Genomic DNA, 23256 nt, shown 5'->3' on the forward strand with positions numbered 1-23256 from the left:
CCGCGGGACACAGGTCTCGCGTCTGCCTCCGTTCAGCCATATTCGAATCCACACGCACACACCGACCACACATCACCATGGCCAAGGAAGAGTTTGCGCGGGAGAAGCCGCATGTGAACGTAGGAACGATCGGACACGTCGACCACGGGAAGACGACCTTGACGGCGGCGATCACGAAGGTACTGGCCGAGCGCGTCGGCGGGGCGGCGGAGCAGACCTTTGAGGCGATCGACAACGCGCCGGAGGAGCGGGAGCGCGGCATTACGATCGCGACGAGCCACGTCGAGTACGAGACGGAGAACCGTCACTACGCCCACGTCGACTGCCCGGGGCACGCGGACTACGTCAAGAACATGGTGACGGGGGCGGCGCAGATGGACGGGGCCATTCTCGTTGTGGGGTCGGACGACGGCCCGATGCCGCAGACCCGAGAGCACATTCTTTTGGCCCGTCAGGTGGGGGTGCCCTACCTGGTGGTGTTCATGAACAAGACCGACCTGGTCGACGACGCGGAGCTGTTGGAGCTGGTGGAGATGGAGGTCCGGGAGCTTTTGACCGAGTACGAGTTCCCGGGCGACGAGGTGCCGGTGGTGCGGGGGTCGGCGCTGCAGGCCCTCGAGTCCAGCGAGGAGCACGAGGAGAAGATCATGGAGCTGATGGAGGCGGTCGACGAGTACATTCCGACGCCGGAGCGGGACGTGGAGAAGCCGTTTTTGATGCCGGTGGAGGATATCTTTTCGATCACGGGCCGGGGGACGGTGGTGACCGGTCGGATTGAGCGGGGCCGGGTGCAGCTGCAGGACGAGATTGAGATTGTCGGGATGCAGGAGGAGAAGATGGACTCGGTGGTCACCGGCATTGAGATGTTCAACAAGACCTTGGAGGAGGGGGAGGCAGGGGACAACGCGGGGATTCTCCTTCGGGGGATTGAGAAGGAGGAGGTCAAGCGGGGGATGGTATTGGCGGAGCCGGGGACGGTGACGCCGCACAAGGAGTTTGAGTGTGAGGTGTACGTGCTCAGCAAGGAGGAGGGGGGTCGTCACACGCCGTTTTTCGACGGGTACCAGCCGCAGTTTTACTTTCGGACGACCGATGTGACCGGGTCGATTGAGCTGCCCGAGGGGGTAGAGATGGTGATGCCGGGGGACAACGCGACGTTTGAGGGGAGCTTGATTGAGCCGGTGGCGCTGGAGGAGGGCTTGCGGTTTGCGATTCGGGAGGGGGGGCACACGGTCGGCGCCGGGGTGGTGACCGACATCCTGGACTAGGACTTTTGCGGCTTCAGGAGGCTGGCAAGGACAGCCGCCTCCTGTTCGCCAACACTCTGCATTCGAAACCCGATACGGATACATGGCTGCGCAGCAGGACATACGGATCAAGCTCAAGTCGTACGACCACACGCTGATCGACAAGAGTGCGGAGAAGATCATCCGCACGGTCAAGTCGACCGGTGCGGTTGTGAGTGGCCCAGTGCCGCTGCCAACCGAGAAGAAAATCTACACCGTTCTGCGAGGCCCGCACGTGGACAAGAAGAGCCGCGAGCAGTTCGAGCGGCGCCACCACAAGCGCCTCATCGACATCCTTTCGTCGAGCAGCGACACGGTCGACTCGCTCATGCAGCTTGAGCTGCCCAGCGGCGTGGACGTAGAAATCAAGGTGTGACGCCAGTGGACCTCTTTCGCCCAGTGTTTCTGGGAGTGGCCGGAGCGCTGCTCTGCGCCGGAGGACTCCTGCTCGTCGGCTGTGACGGGGCGGGCTCCAAGCGGGCCTCGCTCTATGAGCGCCTGACCGGAAAATGGAAAATTGAGCGCGTGGAAGGGGCACTGATTGCTCCGACCCGGCTCGACAGCGTCCGGCTAGCGTTCCGGCGAGATGACAACGGGCCACGGTACCGAATCTCAGGGCCGCCTCCCTCCGGTTCGGCAGAGCTTCCGATTGAGGGCGCCGTTGTATTGACGCGCAGTAATGAGTTGCAAATGGCATCGGGCTTCCGCCGGGTCGTGATCTGGAACTACAAATTTCAGGGAAGCCAAGCACTGCTTGCCGTACGGTCAGGTTCTCTTGCATTCCTAAATGCTTTGACTTCGGAAGGGACCTCCAGCCCAAACATGAAATTGAGGCTTGCGCCTGTTGACAGATAGAACTGGCGGGGGCTCGCCAACGATGGACATACCATTGCACGGAGACCAGATTTATGAGTAGCGGACTGATTGGAAAGAAAGTCGGAATGACCAGCGTCTTCGACGACGAGGGCAACAACGTGGCCTGCACGGTCGTGGAGGCGGGGCCCAACGTCGTGACGCAGGTGAAGTCGGAGGGCCGTGACGGCTACAGCGCGGTGCAGCTTGGCTTCGACAACGTGAAGGAGAAAAACGTGACGCAGGCCATGCTGGGCCACTTCGAGAAGGCCGGGTGCCCGCCCAAGCGCATGCTCTCCGAGTTCCGCGACTTCGGCGACGATGTAGACCTCGGCGATGTCGTGCGCGTTCAGGACCTCTTCCAGGAGGACGAGCGAATCGACGTGGTCGGCGTGTCGAAAGGAAAAGGCTTTCAGGGCGTGGTGAAGCGCCACGGCTTCAGTGGCGTCGGCATGATGACCCACGGCCAGTCCGATCGCCAGCGGCACCCCGGATCGATTGGCGCGTCGGCGGACCCGTCGCGCGTCTTCAAGGGCGTCCGCATGGCGGGCCAGACCGGCGGCGAGCGCACCAAGATTCAGAACCTCCGCGTGGTCCGAATCCTTGCGGATCAGAACGCCATTCTTATCCACGGCTCCGTGCCGGGGCCGAAGAGCGAATACGTAGAGCTGCACAAGAAATAGAGGAGCCGGGAAAGCCTGGGCGTCCGCCCAGCTTCCGCATCGATGCACTGCAAACTGTTGAGGCCACGAACCCATGGACGTTGAGATCTACCAAGAAGACGGGGTAGAGTCGGGGGAAACCGCCGCGCTCGACCCGACGGTCTTCGACATTGAGCCGAACGACCACATCATTTGGCTGGACGTGAAGCGCATTCAGGCCCATCAGCGACAGGGCACGAGCAAGACCAAGGAGCGCGGCGAGGTGCGGGGGTCTGGCCGGAAGCTCTATCGCCAGAAGGGAACCGGAAACGCTCGGGTCGGCGACGCCCAGTCGCCCATCCGTCGGGGCGGAGGACGGGCCCATGGGGCGCGGCCTCGCGACTACGCCCACGACCTCAACCAGAAGGAGAAGCGCCTGGCCCGGCGATCCGCCCTTTCGTACAAGGCCGCGAACGACAACATCCAGGTGATCGAGAACTTCTCGCTGGACCGGCCCGACACCCGAGGGCTCACGGACCTCTTCGAGCTCCTGGGCGTGGAGGGGCAGGACATCCTGCTCGCAACCGCCGAGGTGGAGCGTGAGGTCTACCTGAGCTCTCAGAACCTCCCGGACGTGAACGTGCAGGAGGTCCAAAGCATCAACACGGTCGACATCCTGGACGCCGACGTCGTTCTGCTCCAGGAGGGCGCGCTCGACTGGCTCACGGACGTCCTTTCAACCGACGAGGCCGTGCCGGCGTAGCGCCCGTCCCCGGCTCCGATCTGCCTGTTGCACTCCCCAACGAGCACCGTTGACCCATGAGCAAACGCGTACTGATTCGCCCCTACGTGACCGAAAAGACCACCCAGCAGATGCAGGAGGGCAAGTACTCCTTCATGTGCGGGCTCGACGCCACGAAGACCGAAATTCGGAGGGCGGTGGAACACCGCTACGATGGCGTTGAGGTCGAGGACGTCCGGACCCAGGTCGTCCCGGGGAAGCGTCGTCGCCAGTTCCGTGACGGAAACATGATTGAGGGCCGGACCTCCGGCTTCAAGAAGGCCATCGTGGACCTGGACCCGGACGGAGAACAGATTGACTTCTTCGAGGGCATTTAGGTGCCCTTTCCTGAGCCTATACGACCCTTTGAACCGCTGACAACCCAGCGCCATGTCGATTAAAAAGCGAAAGCCGACCATAAACAGCCAGCGCCAGTACTCGGTGGACGACAAGGAGGACATCACCACCACCGATCCGGAGCGCAGTCTGCTGGAGCCCCTCCCGAACAGTGGGGGCCGCAACAACCAGGGCCGCATGACGATGCGCTACCGGGGGGGCGGCCACAAGCGCCGCTACCGCAAGATTGACTTCAAGCGGCGCGACAAAGACGGCATCCCGGCCACGGTGAAGACGATTGAGTACGACCCGAACCGTTCGGCCCGCATTTCGCTGCTCGCCTACGCCGACGGGGAGAAGCGGTACATCATCACCCCCGACGGGCTGGAGGTGGGGGATACGGTGATGAACGGCCCTCAGGCACAGGCCGAGGTGGGCAATTGCCTTCCGCTGACCAGCATTCCGCTGGGAACGAAGGTTCACTGCGTCGAGATGACGCCGGAGAAGGGGGCCCAGATGGTCCGCGCCGCGGGCACGCACGCTCAGCTTACCGCCCGCGAAGGCGACTACGCGACGCTTGAACTTCCGAGCGGAGAGACGCGCCTCGTGCCCTCGAAGTGCCGGGCGACCGTCGGCACGACCAGCAACGTCGAGCACGAGAACGTGGTGCTCGGCAAGGCCGGACGGAAGCGATGGCTCGGTCGCCGGCCCCGCACCCGCGGCGTGGCGATGAACCCGATCGACCACCCCATGGGCGGCGGTGAGGGCCTGAAGTCCGGCGGCCATCCCCGGTCCCGAGAGGGCGTGCCGGCGAAGGGGTACAAGACCCGCAAGCGCAACAAGGAATCAAACAAGTACATCATCCGGCGCCGCACGGAGTCGAAACAAGGAACCGGGGGCCAGTAATCGTCCCGATCAGCTGGGGCCCTCGACCCCACCCGCGAGCCGCCTACACTTTCGGATTCAAACTTCCCCGACGACATGCCTCGCTCTCTACGCAAAGGCCCGTACGTATACTACAAGCTGCAGCGCAAGGTCGACGCGCTCAACGAGTCCGACGAAAAGAAGGTCATCAAGACCTGGAGCCGCGACTCGATTATTACGCCGGACTTCGTCGGCCACACGTTTGCCGTTCACAACGGACACCAGTTCATCCCGGTGTACGTGACGGAGAACATGGTGGGGCACAAGCTCGGCGAGTTCGCCCCGACGCGCACATTCACGGAGCACTCGCAGGCAAAGGTGGACCAACGGATCCGCAAGCCGGGCCAGTAGCGCCCGGTTGACGGCGCTGGCTGGACCCCAGTGAGCGCCCATCCCTGCTCCGCGACCCTGATTTTCCCCGCAAACCGCACGACGAGACATGCAAGCACGAGCCGTCCGCAGGCACATTCGGAGCTCTCCCCTCAAGATGCGTCGCGTCATCAATCTGGTGCGCGATCGGAGTGTGCCCGAGGCCGTTGCGATTCTGGACTACATGCCGCAGAAGGTGACCGGCGTCGTGGAGAAGACGATCCGCTCCGCCGTCTACAACCTGATGGACCAGCACGACGAGCGCTTCGACGAAGGGGCCTTGAAGCTGAAGGAGATTCGGGCCGACGAGGGCCCGACGTTCCAGCGCCATCAGGCGCGTGCCCGAGGCCGTGCGGCGCCCATTCGCAAGCGCACGACCCACCTGAAGGTGGTCGTGGCGGTCGAGGAGGAGGCCCCCGAAGAGGCGGCCGCGTAGCCTGCACGCCGTTTTCGACATCACACGTTGCTCTCTGAACTAATACACGAGGTACACACCCGTGGGCCAGAAAACACACCCCATAGGCTTTCGCCTCGGCGCCATCCGTGGTTGGGACTCCAACTGGTACTCCGAGACCAACTTCCAGGACAAACTCGTCGAGGACGAGGAACTGCGCCGCTACCTGCACACGCGCCTCAAGCGCGCCGGCCTGAGCCGGGCCGTGATTGAGCGCACGCCGGAACGGGTCATCCTGACCCTCCACACGAGCCGTCCGGGCGTTGTGATTGGCCGGGGCGGGTCCGAGGTTGAGAAGCTGAAGGGGGAGCTCGAGACCCTTACGGGCAAGGACATTCAGATCAACATCAGCGAGATCAAGCGTCCGGAGCTCGACGCCACGCTCGTGGCGAAAAACATCGTGCAGCAGCTGGAGGGACGAATCTCCTTCCGGCGGGCCATGAAGCAGGCCATGCAGGCCGCCATGCGCATGGGGGCCGAAGGGGTGCGCATCCGTGCCGCCGGGCGTCTGGGCGGGGCCGAGATGGGGCGCACCGAGGAGTACATGGAGGGCCGGGTGCCGCTCCACACGATTCGTGCGGACATTGACTTCGCCCAGGAGACCGCCCTTACAATCTACGGCACAATCGGCGTCAAGGTCTGGATCCACCGCGGTGAGATCCTCGGCAAGCCGGACCTGAGCCCGAACGTGCAGGCGCAACAGCGCAAGATGAAGGAGTCGCCCCAGCAGCGTCGCCAGCGCCGCGGGGGCTGATCCCCTGCATCGGCGGCCCACCCTCTTTGAACCGATCACACGCACCTGCTTTTACGACCCATGCTTGAGCCCAAAGACACAAAACACCGCAAGGTCCAGCGCAATCAGGGCCTGAAGCGGAACAAGTACGCCGTGAAAGGCACCCGTCTCAGCTTTGGCGACTACGGCCTGAAGTCCCTCGAGGAGGGCGAGGTCAACAGCCGTCAACTTGAGGCGGCCCGGGTGGCGATCAACCGCTACCTGAAGCGGGACGGAAAGGTGTGGATCCGCGTGTTTCCGGACAAGCCCAAGACCAAGACCCCGGCAGAGACGCGGATGGGGAAGGGCAAGGGGGAGCCCGAGCACTTCGTCGCGCCGGTGCAGCCGGGCAACGTCATCTTTGAGGTGGGCGGCGGTGCCGACGAGGAGTCGGCACGAGAGGCCCTGCGCCTGGGCAAGCACAAGCTGCCGCTCAAAACAAAATTTGTGGTCCGTCCAGGCTCACGGGCCGAGGAGTAGGTTCGTGCGTGCGTGTTCGGGACCGTTCACCCAAGCCATTTAGACTGATGGATGCCGACCAGATTCGAGACCTCAGCATCGCGGAAATTGAGACGCGGATTGACGAGGAGGAGGAAGAGCTGGAAGAGCTTCAATTCCAGCACGCCATTCGGGGACGCCTAGAGAACCCGATGCTCCTTCGGACCAAGCGTCGTCTCATCGCCCGCCTGAAAACGATTCGCAACGAGAAGCAGGCCGTCGAGGAGGAGCCCGCGTAGCCGTTTCCGCCGCGCCCGCCGATGCACCCACTCAGACGATCACATTGCCGATAGGGTATTATGGAGCAGACTGAAGAGCATACCGACACGCACACGGACGAGCAGGACGAAGCCGTCGACCGCAACGACCGCAAGGAACGCATTGGGGTCGTCGAGTCGGCCAAGATGGACAAGACCATTACCGTGTCCGTCCGTCGCCAGATGAAGCATCCGATGTACGGGAAGTACCTGGAACGGTCCTCCACGTTCATGGCCCACGACGAAGGCGACGAGGCCAACGAAGGGGACACGGTCCGGATTATGGAGACGCGCCCCATTAGCAAGAACAAGCGATGGCGACTTGTTGAGATCATTGAGCGGGCCAAGTAACGGACGCATCCTTCAGCGGCGGCCCGGACCCTTCCGGCCCCCATGTGGCCTTTTCACTTCGAACACTGAACCTGGACGACACCCATGATTCAACAAGAGACGCGACTCAATGTGGCCGACAACAGCGGGGCCAAGGAAGCCCAATGCATCCGTGTGCTCGGCAGTAGTGGACGCCGCTACGCCGGCATCGGGGATCAGATTGTGGTTTCCGTCAAGTCGGCCATTCCGAGCGGAGAGATCAACAAGGGCGACGTGAGCCGGGCCGTCGTGGTACGGACCGCCAAGGAGACGCGCCGCGAGGACGGCACCTACATCCGCTTCGACGAGAATGCGGCCGTGCTCATCAACCAGGAGGAGGAGCCGGTCGGGACACGCGTCTTTGGGCCTGTGGCGCGGGAGGTCCGCGAGAAGCAGTTCATGCGCATCGTATCCCTTGCCCCCGAGGTGCTGTAGCTCCGTCGGGTCATCCCGGTTGCACTTGCGAACCAACATCTACCGCGAAGCCCATGGCTCAGAACAAGTTACACGTTAAGCAGGGCGACATGGTTATGCTCAACAAGACCATTACGTCCGCCAAATCCGCCGGCGAGGACCGAGAGGCCGGGTATGTGGGAAAGGTCTTGAAGGTGTTTCCCGACGAGCAGCGCGTGATTGTGGAGGGCGTTAACGTGCGCGTCTTCCACGAGAAGCCGAGCCGCTCCAACCGGGAGGGGGGACGAACCGAGCGGGAGGCGCCCATTCACGTTTCCAACGTCAACCCGATTGACAGCAACGGCGAGTCCACGCGGATTGGGCGAAAGAAGGTGGAGGATCCGGACACCGGCCGATCCCGCTGGGTGCGGTACGCCAAGACGACCGGGGAGGAACTCGACGACTAGTTCGAGGCAACGCGCGGCATGAATCGCCCGTGCAGCAGGAACCCCGCTCGTGCATCATCGATTTTCAACGTCTGCGGCCGTCGAGTTACTCTGGACGCCGCGGCGCAACTTCCGAGCTTTGACCCTTTGAGCTATGGCCGACGTTCCGCGACTTCAGAAGCAATACCAGGACGAGGTTCGTCCCTCGCTGACGGACCAGTTTGGGTACGAGAACCCGATGGAGGTGCCCCGTCTCGAGAAAATCTGCGTCAACCGAGGGGTCGGGGAGGTGTCGGAGAACCAGAAGGCCCTCGACCAGGCCGTGGAGGAGATGCGGAAAATCACGGGCCAGCACCCGACCATTCGGCGCGCGAAGCGAAGCATCGCGAGCTTCGACGTGCGGGAGGGCATGCCCGTCGGCGTGAAGGTGACCCTCCGGGAGGCCCGGATGTACGAGTTTTTCGACCGGCTCGTCACGCTCGCCCTGCCCAACATTCGAGACTTCAGGGGCGTGCCCGACCGCAGCTTCGACGGCCGCGGCAACTACACGCTCGGCATCGACGAGCAGATCATCTTCCCCGAGATCGACGTGGACAACGTCGACCGCATTGACGGCATGGACATCACGTTTGTGACCGACGCGGAAACCGACGAGGAGTCCTACGCCCTCCTCAAGGGGCTGGGCATGCCGTTCGTCCGGCGTGGAGACGAAGAGCCAGCCGAGGCGTAGTGGCGACCGGCGTTCTGGCGACGCCTCCCGTGCGCGCTTAGATCTATATAGGACAGATTCTACACACCGACGATATGGCCAAGAAAAGCTGGATTGCCCGTGAAGAGAAGCGGGAGCGACTCTACGAGAAACACAAGGAGGAGCGGCGGCGGCTCAAAGAGGAGGAAAAGTGGGTCGAGCTGCAGAAGCTTCCCCGAGACTCCAGTCCCGTTCGCCAGAACAACCGGTGCGAGCTGTGCGGCCGGCAGCGCGGGTATCTCCGCAAGTTTGGCGTCTGCCGAATCTGCTTCCGCGAGCTTGCCCTTGAAGGCAAGATTCCGGGCATCCGGAAAGCCAGCTGGTAGCCGCTGCGCCCCGACGGTTGCGAGCACAGCCAGAGCGGCCCTCGCCCTCTTGGTCCCCGAGTCCCCTTCCGAACCGACGATTCGACGCCCGAAATGAGTGGTATTTCCGACCCCGTCTCGAACTACATGGCTCAACTCCGCAATGCGCAGGAGGCGGAGCAGACCTATGTGGACATCCCCGCCTCTAAGCTGAAGCGGGCCATGACCCAGATTCTCCTCGAAAAGGGGTACATCAAGAACTTCGTCAACATCGACGATGAGAAGCAGGGCCTCCTCCGGGTCTACCTGAAGTACGACGAGTACGACCAGCCGGCCATCCGGATGCTGGAGCGGGTCTCGCGTCCGGGACGCCGTGAATATGCGGACTCGGACAACCTGCCGGAAGTGAAAAACGGCCTCGGCATTGTCATTTTGTCGACGTCCCGGGGCGTGATGAGCGACAAGGAAGCCCGCCGGTTTGGGGTGGGCGGCGAAGTGCTGGCCAAGGTCTTTTAACCACGACCCTGTACTCACGGGCGTGCCTGCCCGCCAACTCCGTTGCACGAGACGAACGATTGAATCCATGGCTCGAATAGGAGACAACCCGATCCCGTTCGGTGACGAGGTCACCGTGTCGGTCGACGATCACAACGTAGTGACGATCGAAGGGCCGAAGGGGACCCTCACGGAGCAGATTGACCCGGAGATGACCCTAGACATTGCCGACGACCACGTGGTCGTCCGGCGCCCGACCAACCAGAAGCGGCACCGCTCGCTGCACGGCCTCAGCCGGTCCCTCATCGTAAACATGGTCGAGGGGGTTACGGAGGGCTACAAGAAAGAGCTGAAGATTATTGGGGTTGGCTACCGGGCCCAGATGTCCGACGAGACCCTCGAGATCGCCCTCGGCTATTCGCACCCGATCTACTTCCTGCCGCCGAGTGATGTCGCGGTGTCGGTGGATTCGGATCGGGGCCAGGACGACATCATCATCGTGGAGGGCATCGACAAGGAGTTGGTGGGACAGGTTGCGGCGAAAATTCGCAGCCTCCGTCCCCCGGAGCCGTACAAAGGAAAAGGGGTGCGGTACGTGGACGAGCACGTGCCCCTCAAGGCCGGCAAGACGGCGGCTCGCTAGTCCCTTCTCTTCGGTCGTGCCCCGCATTGTGGGGCCGGCCTGCTTCCATCGAACGACCACGACGACACAGCGGTTATGCCAAAGGGTAAAAAAGAAAAGGTCGAACGCCGACAGCGAATTCACGACAGCATTCGGGAGTCCATGTTTGGGACCTCGGTGCGTCCCCGCCTGTCGGTATACCGGTCCAATGAGCACATCTACGCCCAGCTGGTTGACGACATGGAGGGGCATACGCTCACCTCCGCGTCGACCCTGGCGGACGACGTAGAGGGGGAGACCCCGACGGAGGAAAGCCGGTCGGTGGGCGAACTGCTCGCCGAGCGGGCCGAAGATGCAGGCATCGACAAGGCGGTCTTCGACCGAGGGGGGTACAAGTATCAGGGACGCGTTCGGGCCTTGGCGGAGGGCGCCCGTGACGGCGGCCTTCAGCTGTAGTCCCCCGACGATCGTAGCAACTATCCTCGCACGGAGCACCACGTACAGACATGGCGGATCGAAAAGAACAGAAGCGCGTCAACGCCGAGAAGCGGCAGGAAAACTGGGTGGACCGACTCGTGTCGGTCAACCGGGTCTCGAAGGTCGTGAAGGGCGGGCGTCGATTTTCCTTCAACACCGTCGTGGTCGTCGGCAACGAGGACGGCCTCGTCGGCACGGGCCTGGGCAAGGCCAACGAGGTCTCAAGTGCCATTTCGAAGGGGGCGGACGACGCAAAGAAAAATGTCATCCGCGTCCCGATGCGCGACGGCACGATTCCCCACAAGGTGGTGGGGAAGCAGGACGCCGGCAAGGTCCTCCTGAAGCCGGCCTCGCCGGGAACCGGAGTGATCGCGGGCGGAGGCGTCCGGGCCGTGCTTGAGTGTGCCGGGTACCGAAACGTGCTTACGAAATCGCTCGGCACGTCCAACCCGCACAACCAGGTCAAGGCGACGATCAACGCCCTCGCGGAGACCGAGGATGCCCTGGAGGTGGCCCGACGCCGGGACATCCCCCTCGAGAAGGTGTTCAACGGGTAGTGGGTGAGGGCCCGAAGCGACCCTCGGGATGGCGGCCGGCCTTAACTTGCACCGCGGTGGGCCCGGCGCCCGAAGACGAGTACCGCACGCGCACGTCATTTGAGTTACCACAAGGACGGACGGATCGACATGGATTTGAGTAATCTGAAGCCGGCAGAAGGGGCGACCCAAGCGGGACAGCGCCTCGGACGAGGCGAGGGCTCCGGGCGGGGCGGCCACAGCTCGACCCGCGGAACGAAGGGACAGAGCAGCCGATCGGGGTCAGGGACGCGCCCGATCTGGTTTGAGGGGGGACAGACGCCGCTCTTTCAGCGGGTTCCGAAGCACGGGTTCAACAACGCCCCTTTTCGCACCGACTACGCCATTGCGAACGTCAAGCGCCTGCAACGGCTGTTGGACGAGGAGGTCCTGGACGAGGACGAGCCCGTCACGCCGGAGGTGCTCGCGGACCTTGGAGTGGTCCGAACCGCCAACCGGGTCAAGATTCTGGGCGACGGCGATCTGTTCGACGCGCTTGAGGTCAAGGCGCACGCCTTCAGCGAATCGGCCCGACAAAAGATCAAGCAGGCGGGCGGTTCAGTAACGGTTGTCGACCAGTGAGCTGGTTGGCGTCGGGCCCCTCTTCCCCGTGGCTTACGCATCAACGAGGCTGACTCATGGCTGGCTTTGCCGAAAGCATCCGCAACATCTGGAGTGTACAGGAGCTCCGGGAGCGCATTCTGTACACGCTCGGCATCCTCCTCATCTACCGGCTGGGCACGCATGTGACCCTCCCCGGGGTGGATGCGGCCGCCCTCGCGCAGGTGCGGGCCCAGGAAGGAGGCGGGGGCCTCTTCGGCTTCCTCGATATGTTCGTCGGGGGCGCGTTCAAGCAGGCTGGCATTTTTGCGTTGGGCATCATGCCCTACATCACGGCGTCCATCATCATTCAGTTGATGGGGGCCGTCGTCCCGTACTTCCAAAAGCTACAGCGGGAGGGCGAAGAGGGACGACGACGGATTACGCAGCTCACCCGATACGGGACGATCGGCATCACGGCATTGCAGTCGATCGGATACTCGATCAACCTCTTGGCGGGGGCCACCGGGCGGGCCGTTGTGATCAACTCGACCCTGTTCACCATCACGACGGTCGTGGTGTTGACCAGTGGGACGGCGTTCGTGATGTGGCTCGGGGAGCGCATCAGCGAGGACGGCATCGGGAACGGCATCTCGTTGATCATCACGATTGGCATCATCGCGTTCCTGCCTCAGGCTCTCTACAACGAAATCGGCCTGATCGGCGACAACTTCTTCATCCTGCTCGTTGAGATCGGGGTCTGGGTGCTCGTGGCGGGGGCGGTGGTCCTGGTGTCTCAGGGCATGCGCCGGATACCGGTGCAGTATGCCAAGCGCGTGGTGGGGAAGAAGGTGCAGGGCGGAACGACCCAGTACCTTCCCCTCCGGGTGAATGCGGCGGGCGTGATGCCGATCATCTTCGCGCAGTCGATCATGTTCATCCCGTCAACGATCGCGTCGTTCTTCCCGAACAATGCGACGATGCAGCGGGTCGGCGGCTGGTTCTCGGACATTAGCAGCATGAGCTACTCGGCGGTTTTCTTCGTGGTGGTCGTGTTCTTCACGTACTTCTACACCGCGATCACGGTGAACCCGCAGGAGATGGCCGACACCATGAAGCGGCAGGGCGGGTTTATTCCGGGCATCCGGCCCGGCAAGCAGACCAGTGAGTTTATCGACACCGTTCTGACGCGGATCACGTTGCCGGGCTCTATATTCCTTGGCCTCGTGGCCATTTTCCCGGCCTTTGCGATGCAGGCGGGGGTATCGCAAGGATTCGCGATGTTCTACGGGGGAACGAGTTTGCTCATTCTCGTGCAGGTGACCCTCGATACCCTGCAACAGATCGAAAGCCATCTGCTCATGCGCCACTACGACGGCTTTATGAAGAGTGGCAAGATGCGCAGCCCCCGGCAGGGCGGGGGCCTCTAGGCCCTTTGCGACTGAACGAGCTTTTTCATGCGGTGGTTATCCCGCCTCTGGAACCGAACCTTCGGAGCTTCTATGGTGCATCTGAAAAGCCAACGCGAAATTGACTGCCTGCGCGAGAGTGCCAATCTCGTCGGGCAGACGCTCGCCGAGGTGGCCCGCCACATTGAGGTGGGCGCGACGCTGCGGGAGCTCGACGCCGTCGCGGAGGAGTACATCCGAACACAGGGAGGGGAGCCTGCATTCAAGGGCTATCAGGTGGGGGACAACGTTTTTCCCAATACGCTGTGCACGTCCGTCAACGATGCGGTCGTACACGGCATCCCGGACGATTATGCGCTTCAGGATGGCGACCTACTGTCCATCGACTGTGGGGCAAAATTGAACGGCTATTACGGCGACTGGGCATATACGTTTGCCATTGGGGACATTGCAGAGGAGGACGCCGCGCTCTGTCGCGCAACCCATCGGGCTCTTTTGAGGGGGATTGAGCAGGCGGTTGCCGACCAACGGGTGGGCGACATCAGCCACGCCGTGCAGTCGCATTGCGAGTCCCAGGGGTTTAGCGTGGTGCGCGACCTTGTGGGGCACGGCGTCGGTCAGGACCTGCACGAAGATCCGCAGGTGCCAAACTTTGGGGACCCGGGGCGCGGCCGTTCGCTGAAGCCCGGCCTCTCAATTTGCATCGAACCGATGATTAACCGGGGCACGGCCCGGGTCGTCACCGACGACGACGGATGGACCGTGCGCGCCGCCGACGGGCTTCCCTCCGCCCACTACGAACACATGGTGGTCGTGCGGGACGGAGAGCCGGAGGTTCTCTCCGACTACGGATACATTGAAGACGTGATCGACCCCCCTTACGAAGCTGACGCTCTTACAGAAACCACCACTCGCTAATGGCAAAAGAAGAAGCCATCGAGAAAGACGGGGAAGTCATCGAAGCACTTCCCAACGCGCAGTTTCGCGTTCGACTGGAGAACGGCCACGAGATCCTCGGGCTTCTCTCCGGAAAGATGCGGATGAACTATATCAAGATTTTGCCGGGGGATCGGGTCAAGGTCGAGATGTCCCCGTATGATCTTTCCAAGGGGCGGATTGTGTATCGCTACAAGAACTAGCTGTCTCCCCGGAAGGCGGGAGAAGCTGTGGGGTGGGGAGCGTGCGTAGTGGCTGCTCGGACTCTAGAACGAACCCAACTGACAAGTCATGCCGAGAATTGAAGGAGTTGACGTGCCGGACGACAAGCGTGGAGAAATCGCGCTCACCGACATCTACGGGGTGGGCCAGTCGCGGGCCAGTGAGATCCTGGAGAAAGCAGAGGTTAGCGTAGACAAGCGCCCCCGTGAGTGGACCGAGAGCGAGACCAAGCGTGTGCGGCGCATTATTGAGGAAGATTACACCGTCGAAGGCCAGCTCCGCACTGAGGTGCAGATGAACATCAAACGGCTGAAAGAAATCGGGTGCTACCGCGGCAAGCGGCACCGCGAGGGGCTGCCCGTCAACGGCCAGCGCACGCGGACCAACGCCCGGACCCGGAAGGGCAAGCGGAAGACTGTGGCGGGCCGCAGCCAATCGACCCAGAAGAAGTAGGTCGGCCTCGGCACTTTGCATTTCCATCCCGGCACGGGCCAATGCTGCACGCCGGGTTCTCTCCCAAGACAAACACCGAATAGTTTCATGGCTGACGGAGACGATCGAGGGGGCAAGCGCACGCCCCAAAAGAAAAATGTTGTCGTTGAATCCAACGGTCGGGCGTACGTGAAGGCCACGTTCAACAACGTCATCGTGACGTTGACCGACCAGTACGGGAACACCATCTCGTGGGCGAGTGCCGGCAAGATGGGCTTCAAGGGAAGCCGCAAAAACACGCCCTACGCCGCCCAGAAGGCCGGGGAGTCTGCGGCCAACGAAGCCTACGAACTGGGCCTCCGGCGCGTGGACGTGTACGTGAAAGGACCGGGGTCGGGACGAGAGGGGGCAATCCGGGCCATGTCCGAGTCCGGGCTGGAAGTGGCGAGCATCCGCGACGTGACGCCGCTTCCCCACAACGGCTGCCGCCCTCCGAAGCGCCGCCGCGTCTGAACCGACTCTGCGAGAGGCGCGCGGGCCCCGCGGGGCGACACGCCCCGAACCCCGCTCCGCACCCCTCGCCCTGTTTGCACACAACACCTGACACCCGACACCGAATATTATGGCTCGCTACAGAGGTCCGAAGCAAAAAATCGCCCGACGCTTCAAGGAGCCCATCTTTGGGCCCTCCAAGGCGTTGGAGCGAAAGCCATACCCGCCCGGGCAGCACGGCCAGTCGCGCCGGCGACGGGAGAGCGAATACGCCGTGCAGCTGAAGGAGAAGCAGAAGACGAAATACACCTACGGGCTGCTTGAGCGTCAATTCAAGAACCTGTTCGACAAGGCGTCCCGCATGCAGGGCGTGACGGGCGAAAAGCTTCTGATCCTGCTGGAGGCCCGCCTCGATAATACGGTCTTCCGGATGGGCATTGCCCGGACGCGTCGCCAGGCCCGCCAGTTTGTGGCGCACCGCCACATCATGGTCAACGACGAGGTCGTGGACATCCCGTCCTACGAGATGTCCCCGGACGACGTCGTGTCCGTGAAGCCGAGCAGTCAGGACCTCGAGGTGATCCAGACGAACGTGGAGCATCGGCAACGGACCTTCTCCTGGCTGGAGATGGACCGTCAGGAGATGAAGGGGAAGTTCATCGACTATCCGAACCGGGAAGAGATTCCCGAAAACATCGACGAGCAGCTCATCGTCGAGCTCTACTCGAAGTAGAGTCGGGCGGCGTCCCGCGCCCACCGCGCCGAGCGCACCACGACGCGCTCGATCCAAACCACGACATTATTCCTTACAACTTGCTGATCCGAGCGTATGAGTAACCACGGGCTTCAGATGCCGGAAGGCGTCCACGTTGAGGAGGTCTCCGATTCCGAAGGTCAATTCGTCATGGGGCCGCTCGAACGCGGCTACGGCGTGACCATCGGAAACGCCCTCCGTCGCGTGTTGCTGTCGTCCCTGCGCGGCCTCGCCATCACGGCCGTCAAGATCGACGGCGTCCAGCACGAGTTTTCGACCATTCCGGGCGTCACCGAAGACGTGGCCGACCTGATCTTGAACCTGAAAGAAGTGCGGTTCAAGGCGGATGAGATGCAGGAGGGACATCTCCACCTGAACCTCGAAGGGCCCGGCAATTGGACGGCCGCCGACATCGACGAGGCCACCGCGGAGTATGATGTTTTGAATCCCGATCAGCACGTCGCAACCCTCGCCGAAGACGCCGTCGTCAACGTGGATCTCCGGGTCGGATACGGCCGTGGATACGTTCCGTCCGAGGAGAACAAGCGGGAGGACGACCCGATCGGCGTCATTGCGATCGACTCGATCTTTACCCCGATCAAGAACGTCAACTACGAGGTCAAGCCGACCCGTGTGGGGCAGAAGATCGACTACGAGGAGCTGCTCCTGGACGTGGAGACCGACGGGTCCCTTACGCCGGAGGAGGCGATCACACAGGGGGCCTCGATCCTCCGGGACCACGTTAGCTTCTTCATTCAGCTGGAGGAGGAGCCCGAGCCGGTCGTGGAGGAGCAGGAGGTCGACGAGGAGGTCAAGCGCATCCGCGAGCTGCTCGCGCAGCCGGTCGACGAGCTCGACCTGTCGGTGCGCTCGCACAACTGCCTCAAGGCAGCCAACATCAAGACCATCGGGGACCTTGTGCGTCGCGAGGAGGACGAGATGCTCAAGTTCCGCAACTTCGGGCGCAAGTCCCTTCAGGAGCTCGTGGAGGTCCTCGATGAGCGCGGGCTTCAGTTTGGCATGGACGTGGAGGAGTACCTCGAAGAGAAGAAAGCGTCCTAGCGTCCGCCGAGAAGGTTCTCGGGGCTTTACCCTCGGACGGTTCCGTCCGCACTGCATCGCGATTCGTCACCCGTTAGAGACTACCAATGCGACACCGCAAGAAAGGAAAAAAGATCGGGCGCACGGCGTCCCACCGCAAGCGCACCCTGCAGTCCCTCTCCAATGCGCTGATCGAGAACAAGAGCATCACCACGACCGTGGCGAAGGCGAAGGCCCTGCGCCCGTTCGTGGAACCGCTGATCACGCGGGCCAAGGAGGACACGCAGCACAACCGCCGAGAGGTCTTCCGGCACCTCCAGAGCAACGACGCGATTGACGAACTCTTCGGTGAGGTGTCCGAGCGCGTGGGCGACCGGCCCGGCGGGTACACGCGAATCATCAAGCTCGGGCAGCGCTCCGGCGACGGCGCCGAGCTCGCCCTGATCGAGCTCGTCGACTACAACGACGTTCCCCCGGCCGATACCGGACAGGGCGGATCCGGAGGGACGCGCCGAGGAAGTGGAAAGGGGCGTCGTACGTCAACCGAGGAGGAGCAGGCCGACGCCTCCTCGTCGGGCGATTCGTCCGATGAAGAATCGGAGTCCGTGGAGGAGGACGAGGCCACCGCGGAGGAGGCGTCCGCCGACGCCGAGCAGGGTGAGGCCGAGGAAGAGGAGGAATCCGAAGAGGACAACACCTAGCTACTGGACGGCCTCCCATTTTTCTGGACAACGCAGGGCGTCGTGAGTCGATCACGGCGCCTTTTGCCATGTGGGGCGGGCGTTGGGGGGCGGATGCACCCGCGGCCCGACCGGGGCATGAGGGAAACCTACGGTCCCCCTGGAATTTAAAGGCAGCATGAGCATAATCCTCAAGATGTCCTCTCCACCCTGCCTATGATTCAGGCGTCGGCCGTCCCGCAGAAGAGCGAGATCGAGATCGATCCGAAGTATGAGGAGCGTCTCGAGGAGCTGCTGTTGTGCTGCCGGACCCATCTTCCCACCGTCGACGAAAACATGATTCGCCGGGCCTTCCGGCTGAGCTACTGGGCCCACCGCAACGACTGGCGCGAGTCGGGGGAGAAGTACGTCAGCCATCCGCTTCGGGTGGCAACCATCGTGGCCCGGGACATTGGGCTCGACGACACCAGCGTGGCGGCCGCGCTGCTTCACGACGTGGTGGAGGACACCGAGCTCTCCCTGGACCTCATTCGGGATGAGTTTGGGGACACCATGGCGACCATCATCGACGGGCTCACGAAGATCGAGGGCGTCTTCAGCAGCCAGAAGCTCGGCCAGGCCGAAAACGTCCGCAAGCTGATGCTCTCGATGGCGTCGGACCTCCGCGTCATCCTGGTCAAGTTTGCGGACCGGCTCCACAACATGCGCACCATCGAGGCGCTCCCGAAGAAGAAGCAGCTCCAAAAGGCCAGTGAGACGCAGGAGCTGTTCGCGCCCCTCGCCCACCGGTTCGGGCTGTTCAAGATCAAAAGCGAGCTGGAGGATCTCAGCTTTAAGGTCCTGGACCCCGAGGCGTATACCCACATCGTGGACCGGCTCGAAGAGATGGCCGAGCAGCGGGAGGCCTACATCGCCGGGTTTATTGAACCGCTCGCGGAGCACCTGGAGGAGGAAGGGTTTGAGTTCGACATCAAGGGGCGGGTCAAGAACGTCTACTCCATTCACCGCAAGATGGAGCGGAAGAATAAGCCGATCGATGAGATCTATGACATCTTCGCGATCCGGGTGATCCTGCAGAGCGGCGGCCGGAAGGGAAAGGAGGATTGCTGGCGCGTCTACTCGCTGGTGACCGACCTGTACAAGCCGCTCCCCGAACGCTTCCGCGACTTCATCTCGGTGCCGAAGTCGAACGGATACCAGAGCCTGCATACGACCGTTTTCGGGCCGGGGGGGCGCCGGGTGGAGGTCCAGGTTCGGACGCAGGAGATGCACGAGGTGGCCGAGCGGGGGGTGGCCGCGCACTGGAAGTACAAGGAGGGGACGGAAAACGTGGACGAGGAGATGGAGCGCTTCCTGGAGTGGGTGCGTGACCTCCTCGAGAACCCGGAGCCGGAAGAGGCCACGGAGTTTGTCAAGGAGTTTCGGCTCAACCTCTACGACGAGGAGATTTACGTCTTTACGCCGCAGGGCGACCTGCTCACGCTTCCGCAGGGGGCCACGCCGGTCGACTTTGCGTTCAAGGTGCACACGGAGGTGGGGATGCAGTGCCTCGGCGCGAAGGTGAACGGGAAGATGGTGCCGCTCTCGCAGGAACTGGAGAGTGGGGACCAGGTCGAGGTGATCACGTCCGAGAAGCAGAACCCCAGCCCGGACTGGATCAACTTCGTCGTGACCCACAAGGCACGGAGCCGCATTCGGAAGTGGACGAACGAGGAGCGGCGCAAGGCCGTGGAGCTGGGCAAGGAGATCTGGGGCAAGACGAAGGACCAGGCGGACCTCGAGATCAGCGACCAGGACCTGCAGGAGGTGGCCCACGAGCTCAAATTCCCCGACCTCCAGCAGTTGTTTTACGAGATTGGGAAGGGGCTTTACGACCCGGATGAGCTCGTCGATTACATAAAGGGCAACACCCAGACGGAAGAGAAGACCGTCGAGGAGTTCGACGAAGAGTCGCTCCGGGAGCAGTACGAGCAGTTTCTCGACGCGGCGCAGGAGACCGAGAAACAGGCCCTCGTTATCGACGGGGAGGTGCAGAAAGACCTGGCGGTCAACTACGCCTCCTGTTGCAACCCGATCCCCGGAGACGAGGTGTTCGGCTTCGTCAGCAAGACGGGCACGGTGAACATTCACCGCTCCAATTGCCGCAACGCGTCGGACCTGCTCGTCAACAAGGCCGATCGCATCCTAGACGTCGACTGGAGCCACCAGAAGGACGTCCAGTTTGTCGCGGCGCTGCGCCTCATGGGCGAGGACCGGGTGGGGATGGTAAACGACATTACGACGGTCATCTCCAAAAACCTGAAGACGAACATCCGGTCCATCACGATCGACACCGAGGACGGCATTTTCTCAGGAACGATCATGCTCCACGTCTCGGACCTGGAGCACCTGCAGCGCCTCATTGAGCGCCTCAAGCGCATCGACGGCATTCAGGGGGTGTACCGGTTCAAAGAGTAGCTGAGCCCCGCTTGCACTCTGACACACGTTCCTCCCTCGATGGCAGACCAAGTCGATACGGCAACGAAGGAAGACGTGGCCCGCCGCGTCGCCAACATCCAGGAGTGTCCCCTCTACGAAGCCAAAGAGCAGGTCCGGTCCGTCCTCACGGCCCTGGGCGATCTCATGATTGAGGCGGACCCGGAGCGGCGGATTGAGCTTCGGAACTTCGGGGTGTTTGAGGTGAAGAAGACGAAGGCCAAGCCGACGGCCCGCAATCCCAAGACCAACGAGCCGATGTTCGTGCCCAGCCGGCGCAAGACCCTGTTTCGGCCCGGCAAGCGGGTGGAGGAGGTGCTGAAAACGCCGCTCCGCGAGCTGGGCTACGAGGTGCCGGAGGGGAGTGCGGAACGAGACGACGGCGAGGCGGACGACGAGTAGCATCCGCCCCCGAGAACGTCAGTTTCTCCAATACACCGTGCCCGCCAGTCTATTGTGAGCACCCGTCTATCGTGAGCACACTCTCATCAGAGGCCCGCGTCGTAGGGATCGACGTCGGCACGAAGCGCGTCGGCGTGGCCGTGGCCGATCCCCTGCGCCTCTTCGCCCAGCCCCACGGCACCTACGCGCCGGACGAGGCCCTCGATGTGCTCCAGGCGCTGCGGGACGCGGACGGCATCGCCCGCATTGTCGTGGGCTGGCCGCTCACCGAAGAGGGCACCGCAGAGGAGGCCACGGAGATGGTGGAGGCGTACGTGGAGCGCATCCGCGAGGCCCTGGGCACCGTGGAGGTCGCCCGGGAAGATGAGCGCTACACCTCCGAGATTGCGAAAGATCTCCTCCGAGAAGCGGGGGTAAGCCAGCCGGGGCGGTACGACAAGGGCCGCGTCGACGCGGCCGCCGCGGCGGTCATTCTGCAGGGGTTCCTGAACCGCACGGGGTAGGAGAAAGACCCAACTGCTTCATTCGCTGCCCTCTACGTGGTCCAGGATGCGGTGCGCTACGGTCCGGTTGAGATCGGGGGCGTTGCCCCAGGCCCGGTTGTTCGCGATCACGTTGAGCGTCGCGTTTTGGGCCTTGGCCCGGAACGCCAGCGCCGTCACGTCGAGGACCATGTCGTGGGCCTGCTCGGTCTCGCTGAGCTCGGCGACGGGCTCTTCGAAGGGATGGGCCGTCGCGTAGGCTTCCGCGTATTTCGTATCGCGCGGGGTAAGCAGACGGGTCACGACCTGCCCGTCGGCCGCGGTCAGCCGCTCGCCGCTCATGGACCACTGCCGGCGCAGGGGCGGCAGCCAGGTCCAGTGGCTAAAGACGTGCCCCAGCCCGCGCTCGGCGAGCCAGTCGAAGTAGGGGCCGCGCAGGAGGTGCTCCGAGCGCAGCTCGATGTGGGGCTGCGGGGCATCGGGGAGGGCCGCAAAGAAGTCGTCGAGCTGGCGGACGTTCTCGTCGGGGCGAGGACTGTCGGCCACGCGCTGGTATTCCTGCTGGAAAATGATTCCGTCCAGCCGATCGCCCAGGATGTCGAGGGCCGGCTCGTGGAAGGTGCTCACGTATCCCTCAGCGTCGAGAAAGCTGGGATTGTCGACGAACTGTCCGTCCCGGCGGAGGGTACGGGCAAAGAACTTCTGGGGGGCCTTGACCAGGAACGAGGCGTCGGCGGGGGCGTGCTCGGCGTAGTTCGAGAGGACGTGGTAGTTGGAGCCTCGCTCGTCGTTTTCCTCCAGCAGCGGACGGTAAAAGGTGAAGTCGAGCTCGAGCACCTCAAAGTGCTCGAAGTAGTCGCGCACCGACTCGATGGGCACGCGTCGTTCCGTAAAGGTCTCGCCGCCCATCTTGCGGGACCGGGTTGACACCTGATCGGCGTACCGCTCGGGGGGGTAGATCTGGCCGATCCAGCCGCCGTATCGGTTGCTGGCCGTGCCGAAGCGGACGTGCGGGTGTATGCCCCGAAAGTCGTACGCGTCGACTGTGGTGCGGCGGTCGTCGATCGAAGCCGTGCTCATGGAGCAGGGTGGGGAAACGTGTGGGTCACTCGGAGGGCTTCTGTGCGGCGGGCTTCGTCGTGTCGCGGGCGTCGGGGGCCATGGCCGCGCGGAGCTTGCCGTAGGTGGTTTGCAGGTCCTCGGGGAGCACCTTCGTGTTCGCGGTCGTGGCCATGAAGTTGGTGTCCCCGTCCCAGCGGGGCACGACGTGGGCGTGGAGATGGTCCGGAATGCCGGCCCCGGCCGCGCGGCCCAGGTTCATCCCGACGTTGAAGCCGTCGGGGGAGACCGCCTCCCGGAGCCACCCCATGCACCGGTCCAGGGCGGCCGTCAGGGCCTGTTGCTCGGGGGCGTTGAGGGCGTCGTACTGCGTCACCTCGCGGTAGGGGAGAATGAGGAGGTGGCCGCTGTTGTAGGGATGCCGGTTCATGATGACGAACACGTGCTCTCCCCGCCAGAGGATGAGGTTTTCCTCGTCCCGCTCCTCCCGCAGAAGGGCCGTGAAAATCGACTCGTCGTCGGTGGGCTCGCGGTCGTTGGCCTCCGACACGTAGGCCGAGCGCCAGGGGCTCCACATGCGATCCATCAGCCACAGCGGGTGGGTGAAAAGCAGGACGAGATGCCATCGGTTTTACGAACCCGTCCGGACGGGTTCGGTTCGATAGGCGCCGAAGAGTTGTCCGCTTTTTCCGGAGCAGCCCCGCCGAACGGCCCCTTTCAGCGCGTGCAGCA

34 protein-coding genes are annotated in these 23256 nt (G+C 63.1%); 32 read left to right on the forward strand and 2 right to left on the reverse strand.

Annotated elements, in window-relative coordinates:
- Window positions 1-77 precede the first annotated feature (77 nt).
- From tuf to ruvX, 32 genes are all read left to right on the forward strand, one after another.
- The gene (gene tuf / locus SRU_RS05450) at window positions 78-1268 is read left to right on the forward strand and encodes an elongation factor Tu (RefSeq protein ID WP_011403793.1); all 1191 of its coding nucleotides are present in this window, start codon (window positions 78-80) and stop codon (window positions 1266-1268) included.
- A gap of 82 nt (window positions 1269-1350) precedes the next feature.
- Entirely contained in the window at window positions 1351-1662 is a 312-nt protein-coding gene (gene rpsJ / locus SRU_RS05455; RefSeq protein ID WP_011403794.1) for a 30S ribosomal protein S10, read from the forward strand.
- A gap of 532 nt (window positions 1663-2194) precedes the next feature.
- Entirely contained in the window at window positions 2195-2821 is a 627-nt protein-coding gene (rplC, locus tag SRU_RS05460; protein WP_011403795.1) for a 50S ribosomal protein L3, read from the forward strand.
- Window positions 2822-2894: 73 nt separating this feature from the next.
- Window positions 2895-3542 (forward strand): 50S ribosomal protein L4, encoded by a 648-nt coding sequence (gene rplD / locus SRU_RS05465; RefSeq protein WP_011403796.1) that lies wholly within the window; start codon window positions 2895-2897, stop codon window positions 3540-3542.
- 56 nt (window positions 3543-3598) lie between these two features.
- A complete protein-coding gene (rplW, locus tag SRU_RS05470) occupies window positions 3599-3898 on the forward strand; it encodes a 50S ribosomal protein L23 (RefSeq protein WP_011403797.1) in 300 nt (99 codons plus the stop codon).
- A gap of 52 nt (window positions 3899-3950) precedes the next feature.
- On the forward strand, window positions 3951-4802 hold the full coding sequence (gene rplB / locus SRU_RS05475) for a 50S ribosomal protein L2 (RefSeq protein ID WP_011403798.1): 852 nt from the start codon (window positions 3951-3953) through the stop codon (window positions 4800-4802).
- Between the two features lie 75 nt (window positions 4803-4877).
- A complete protein-coding gene (rpsS, locus tag SRU_RS05480) occupies window positions 4878-5171 on the forward strand; it encodes a 30S ribosomal protein S19 (protein WP_011403799.1) in 294 nt (97 codons plus the stop codon).
- Between the two features lie 88 nt (window positions 5172-5259).
- Window positions 5260-5625 (forward strand): 50S ribosomal protein L22, encoded by a 366-nt coding sequence (rplV, locus tag SRU_RS05485; protein ID WP_011403800.1) that lies wholly within the window; start codon window positions 5260-5262, stop codon window positions 5623-5625.
- A 61-nt stretch (window positions 5626-5686) separates the two neighbouring features.
- Window positions 5687-6397, forward strand: a complete 711-nt coding sequence (rpsC, locus tag SRU_RS05490) for a 30S ribosomal protein S3 (RefSeq protein WP_011403801.1) — start codon at window positions 5687-5689, stop codon at window positions 6395-6397.
- A 60-nt stretch (window positions 6398-6457) separates the two neighbouring features.
- Window positions 6458-6895 carry a 50S ribosomal protein L16 gene (rplP, locus tag SRU_RS05495; protein ID WP_011403802.1) on the forward strand — a complete coding sequence of 146 codons (438 nt, stop codon included), beginning with the start codon at window positions 6458-6460 and terminating at the stop codon, window positions 6893-6895.
- 47 nt (window positions 6896-6942) lie between these two features.
- The gene (gene rpmC, locus SRU_RS05500) at window positions 6943-7152 is read left to right on the forward strand and encodes a 50S ribosomal protein L29 (RefSeq protein ID WP_043552137.1); all 210 of its coding nucleotides are present in this window, start codon (window positions 6943-6945) and stop codon (window positions 7150-7152) included.
- Window positions 7153-7212: 60 nt separating this feature from the next.
- Window positions 7213-7521: a 30S ribosomal protein S17 gene (rpsQ, locus tag SRU_RS05505; protein ID WP_011403804.1), complete on the forward strand. Its 309-nt coding sequence runs from the start codon at window positions 7213-7215 to the stop codon at window positions 7519-7521.
- 84 nt (window positions 7522-7605) lie between these two features.
- On the forward strand, window positions 7606-7974 hold the full coding sequence (rplN, locus tag SRU_RS05510; protein ID WP_011403805.1) for a 50S ribosomal protein L14: 369 nt from the start codon (window positions 7606-7608) through the stop codon (window positions 7972-7974).
- Window positions 7975-8027: 53 nt separating this feature from the next.
- Entirely contained in the window at window positions 8028-8399 is a 372-nt protein-coding gene (rplX, locus tag SRU_RS05515; RefSeq protein ID WP_013061616.1) for a 50S ribosomal protein L24, read from the forward strand.
- 133 nt (window positions 8400-8532) lie between these two features.
- Window positions 8533-9108, forward strand: a complete 576-nt coding sequence (rplE, locus tag SRU_RS05520; RefSeq protein ID WP_011403807.1) for a 50S ribosomal protein L5 — start codon at window positions 8533-8535, stop codon at window positions 9106-9108.
- 74 nt (window positions 9109-9182) lie between these two features.
- Window positions 9183-9452 (forward strand): 30S ribosomal protein S14, encoded by a 270-nt coding sequence (gene rpsN / locus SRU_RS05525; protein ID WP_011403808.1) that lies wholly within the window; start codon window positions 9183-9185, stop codon window positions 9450-9452.
- Window positions 9453-9545: 93 nt separating this feature from the next.
- A complete protein-coding gene (gene rpsH, locus SRU_RS05530; protein ID WP_011403809.1) occupies window positions 9546-9947 on the forward strand; it encodes a 30S ribosomal protein S8 in 402 nt (133 codons plus the stop codon).
- A 67-nt stretch (window positions 9948-10014) separates the two neighbouring features.
- The gene (gene rplF, locus SRU_RS05535) at window positions 10015-10569 is read left to right on the forward strand and encodes a 50S ribosomal protein L6 (protein WP_011403810.1); all 555 of its coding nucleotides are present in this window, start codon (window positions 10015-10017) and stop codon (window positions 10567-10569) included.
- A gap of 75 nt (window positions 10570-10644) precedes the next feature.
- Entirely contained in the window at window positions 10645-11004 is a 360-nt protein-coding gene (gene rplR, locus SRU_RS05540; RefSeq protein WP_011403811.1) for a 50S ribosomal protein L18, read from the forward strand.
- 50 nt (window positions 11005-11054) lie between these two features.
- The gene (gene rpsE / locus SRU_RS05545) at window positions 11055-11582 is read left to right on the forward strand and encodes a 30S ribosomal protein S5 (protein WP_011403812.1); all 528 of its coding nucleotides are present in this window, start codon (window positions 11055-11057) and stop codon (window positions 11580-11582) included.
- A 129-nt stretch (window positions 11583-11711) separates the two neighbouring features.
- The gene (gene rplO / locus SRU_RS05550) at window positions 11712-12182 is read left to right on the forward strand and encodes a 50S ribosomal protein L15 (RefSeq protein ID WP_013061618.1); all 471 of its coding nucleotides are present in this window, start codon (window positions 11712-11714) and stop codon (window positions 12180-12182) included.
- Window positions 12183-12238: 56 nt separating this feature from the next.
- Window positions 12239-13570 (forward strand): preprotein translocase subunit SecY, encoded by a 1332-nt coding sequence (secY, locus tag SRU_RS05555; RefSeq protein WP_011403814.1) that lies wholly within the window; start codon window positions 12239-12241, stop codon window positions 13568-13570.
- A 72-nt stretch (window positions 13571-13642) separates the two neighbouring features.
- On the forward strand, window positions 13643-14467 hold the full coding sequence (gene map / locus SRU_RS05560; RefSeq protein WP_011403815.1) for a type I methionyl aminopeptidase: 825 nt from the start codon (window positions 13643-13645) through the stop codon (window positions 14465-14467).
- Window positions 14467-14688: a translation initiation factor IF-1 gene (gene infA / locus SRU_RS05565; protein ID WP_011403816.1), complete on the forward strand. Its 222-nt coding sequence runs from the start codon at window positions 14467-14469 to the stop codon at window positions 14686-14688. The genes map and infA overlap by 1 nt, the downstream gene beginning before the upstream one ends.
- Before the next feature lie 88 nt (window positions 14689-14776).
- Window positions 14777-15160, forward strand: coding sequence for a 30S ribosomal protein S13 (gene rpsM / locus SRU_RS05570; protein WP_011403817.1), 384 nt, complete (start codon window positions 14777-14779; stop codon window positions 15158-15160).
- 87 nt (window positions 15161-15247) lie between these two features.
- Window positions 15248-15652 carry a 30S ribosomal protein S11 gene (gene rpsK / locus SRU_RS05575; protein WP_164923548.1) on the forward strand — a complete coding sequence of 135 codons (405 nt, stop codon included), beginning with the start codon at window positions 15248-15250 and terminating at the stop codon, window positions 15650-15652.
- 109 nt (window positions 15653-15761) lie between these two features.
- A complete protein-coding gene (rpsD, locus tag SRU_RS05580) occupies window positions 15762-16364 on the forward strand; it encodes a 30S ribosomal protein S4 (RefSeq protein WP_011403819.1) in 603 nt (200 codons plus the stop codon).
- 96 nt (window positions 16365-16460) lie between these two features.
- Complete coding sequence (locus tag SRU_RS05585; RefSeq protein WP_013061621.1) at window positions 16461-17447, forward strand: DNA-directed RNA polymerase subunit alpha; 987 nt, start codon at window positions 16461-16463, stop codon at window positions 17445-17447.
- 86 nt (window positions 17448-17533) lie between these two features.
- Window positions 17534-18127, forward strand: coding sequence for a 50S ribosomal protein L17 (rplQ, locus tag SRU_RS05590; protein ID WP_011403821.1), 594 nt, complete (start codon window positions 17534-17536; stop codon window positions 18125-18127).
- A 195-nt stretch (window positions 18128-18322) separates the two neighbouring features.
- The gene (locus SRU_RS05595) at window positions 18323-20563 is read left to right on the forward strand and encodes a RelA/SpoT family protein (RefSeq protein ID WP_011403822.1); all 2241 of its coding nucleotides are present in this window, start codon (window positions 18323-18325) and stop codon (window positions 20561-20563) included.
- Between the two features lie 39 nt (window positions 20564-20602).
- Window positions 20603-20983 (forward strand): HU family DNA-binding protein, encoded by a 381-nt coding sequence (locus SRU_RS05600; RefSeq protein WP_011403823.1) that lies wholly within the window; start codon window positions 20603-20605, stop codon window positions 20981-20983.
- 71 nt (window positions 20984-21054) lie between these two features.
- Window positions 21055-21486, forward strand: coding sequence for a Holliday junction resolvase RuvX (ruvX, locus tag SRU_RS05605; RefSeq protein WP_011403824.1), 432 nt, complete (start codon window positions 21055-21057; stop codon window positions 21484-21486).
- Window positions 21487-21504: 18 nt separating this feature from the next.
- Here ruvX and SRU_RS05610 read toward each other — a convergent pair whose 3' ends face one another.
- Together SRU_RS05610 and SRU_RS05615 are read right to left on the reverse strand one after the other, a co-directional pair.
- A complete protein-coding gene (locus SRU_RS05610) occupies window positions 21505-22545 on the reverse strand; it encodes a DUF72 domain-containing protein (RefSeq protein WP_011403825.1) in 1041 nt (346 codons plus the stop codon).
- A 25-nt stretch (window positions 22546-22570) separates the two neighbouring features.
- Window positions 22571-23110 (reverse strand): HIT family protein, encoded by a 540-nt coding sequence (locus SRU_RS05615; RefSeq protein ID WP_011403826.1) that lies wholly within the window; start codon window positions 23108-23110, stop codon window positions 22571-22573.
- Window positions 23111-23256: the final 146 nt, after the last annotated feature.

Source organism: Salinibacter ruber DSM 13855, assembly GCF_000013045.1.
GTDB lineage: Bacteria > Bacteroidota > Rhodothermia > Rhodothermales > Salinibacteraceae > Salinibacter > Salinibacter ruber.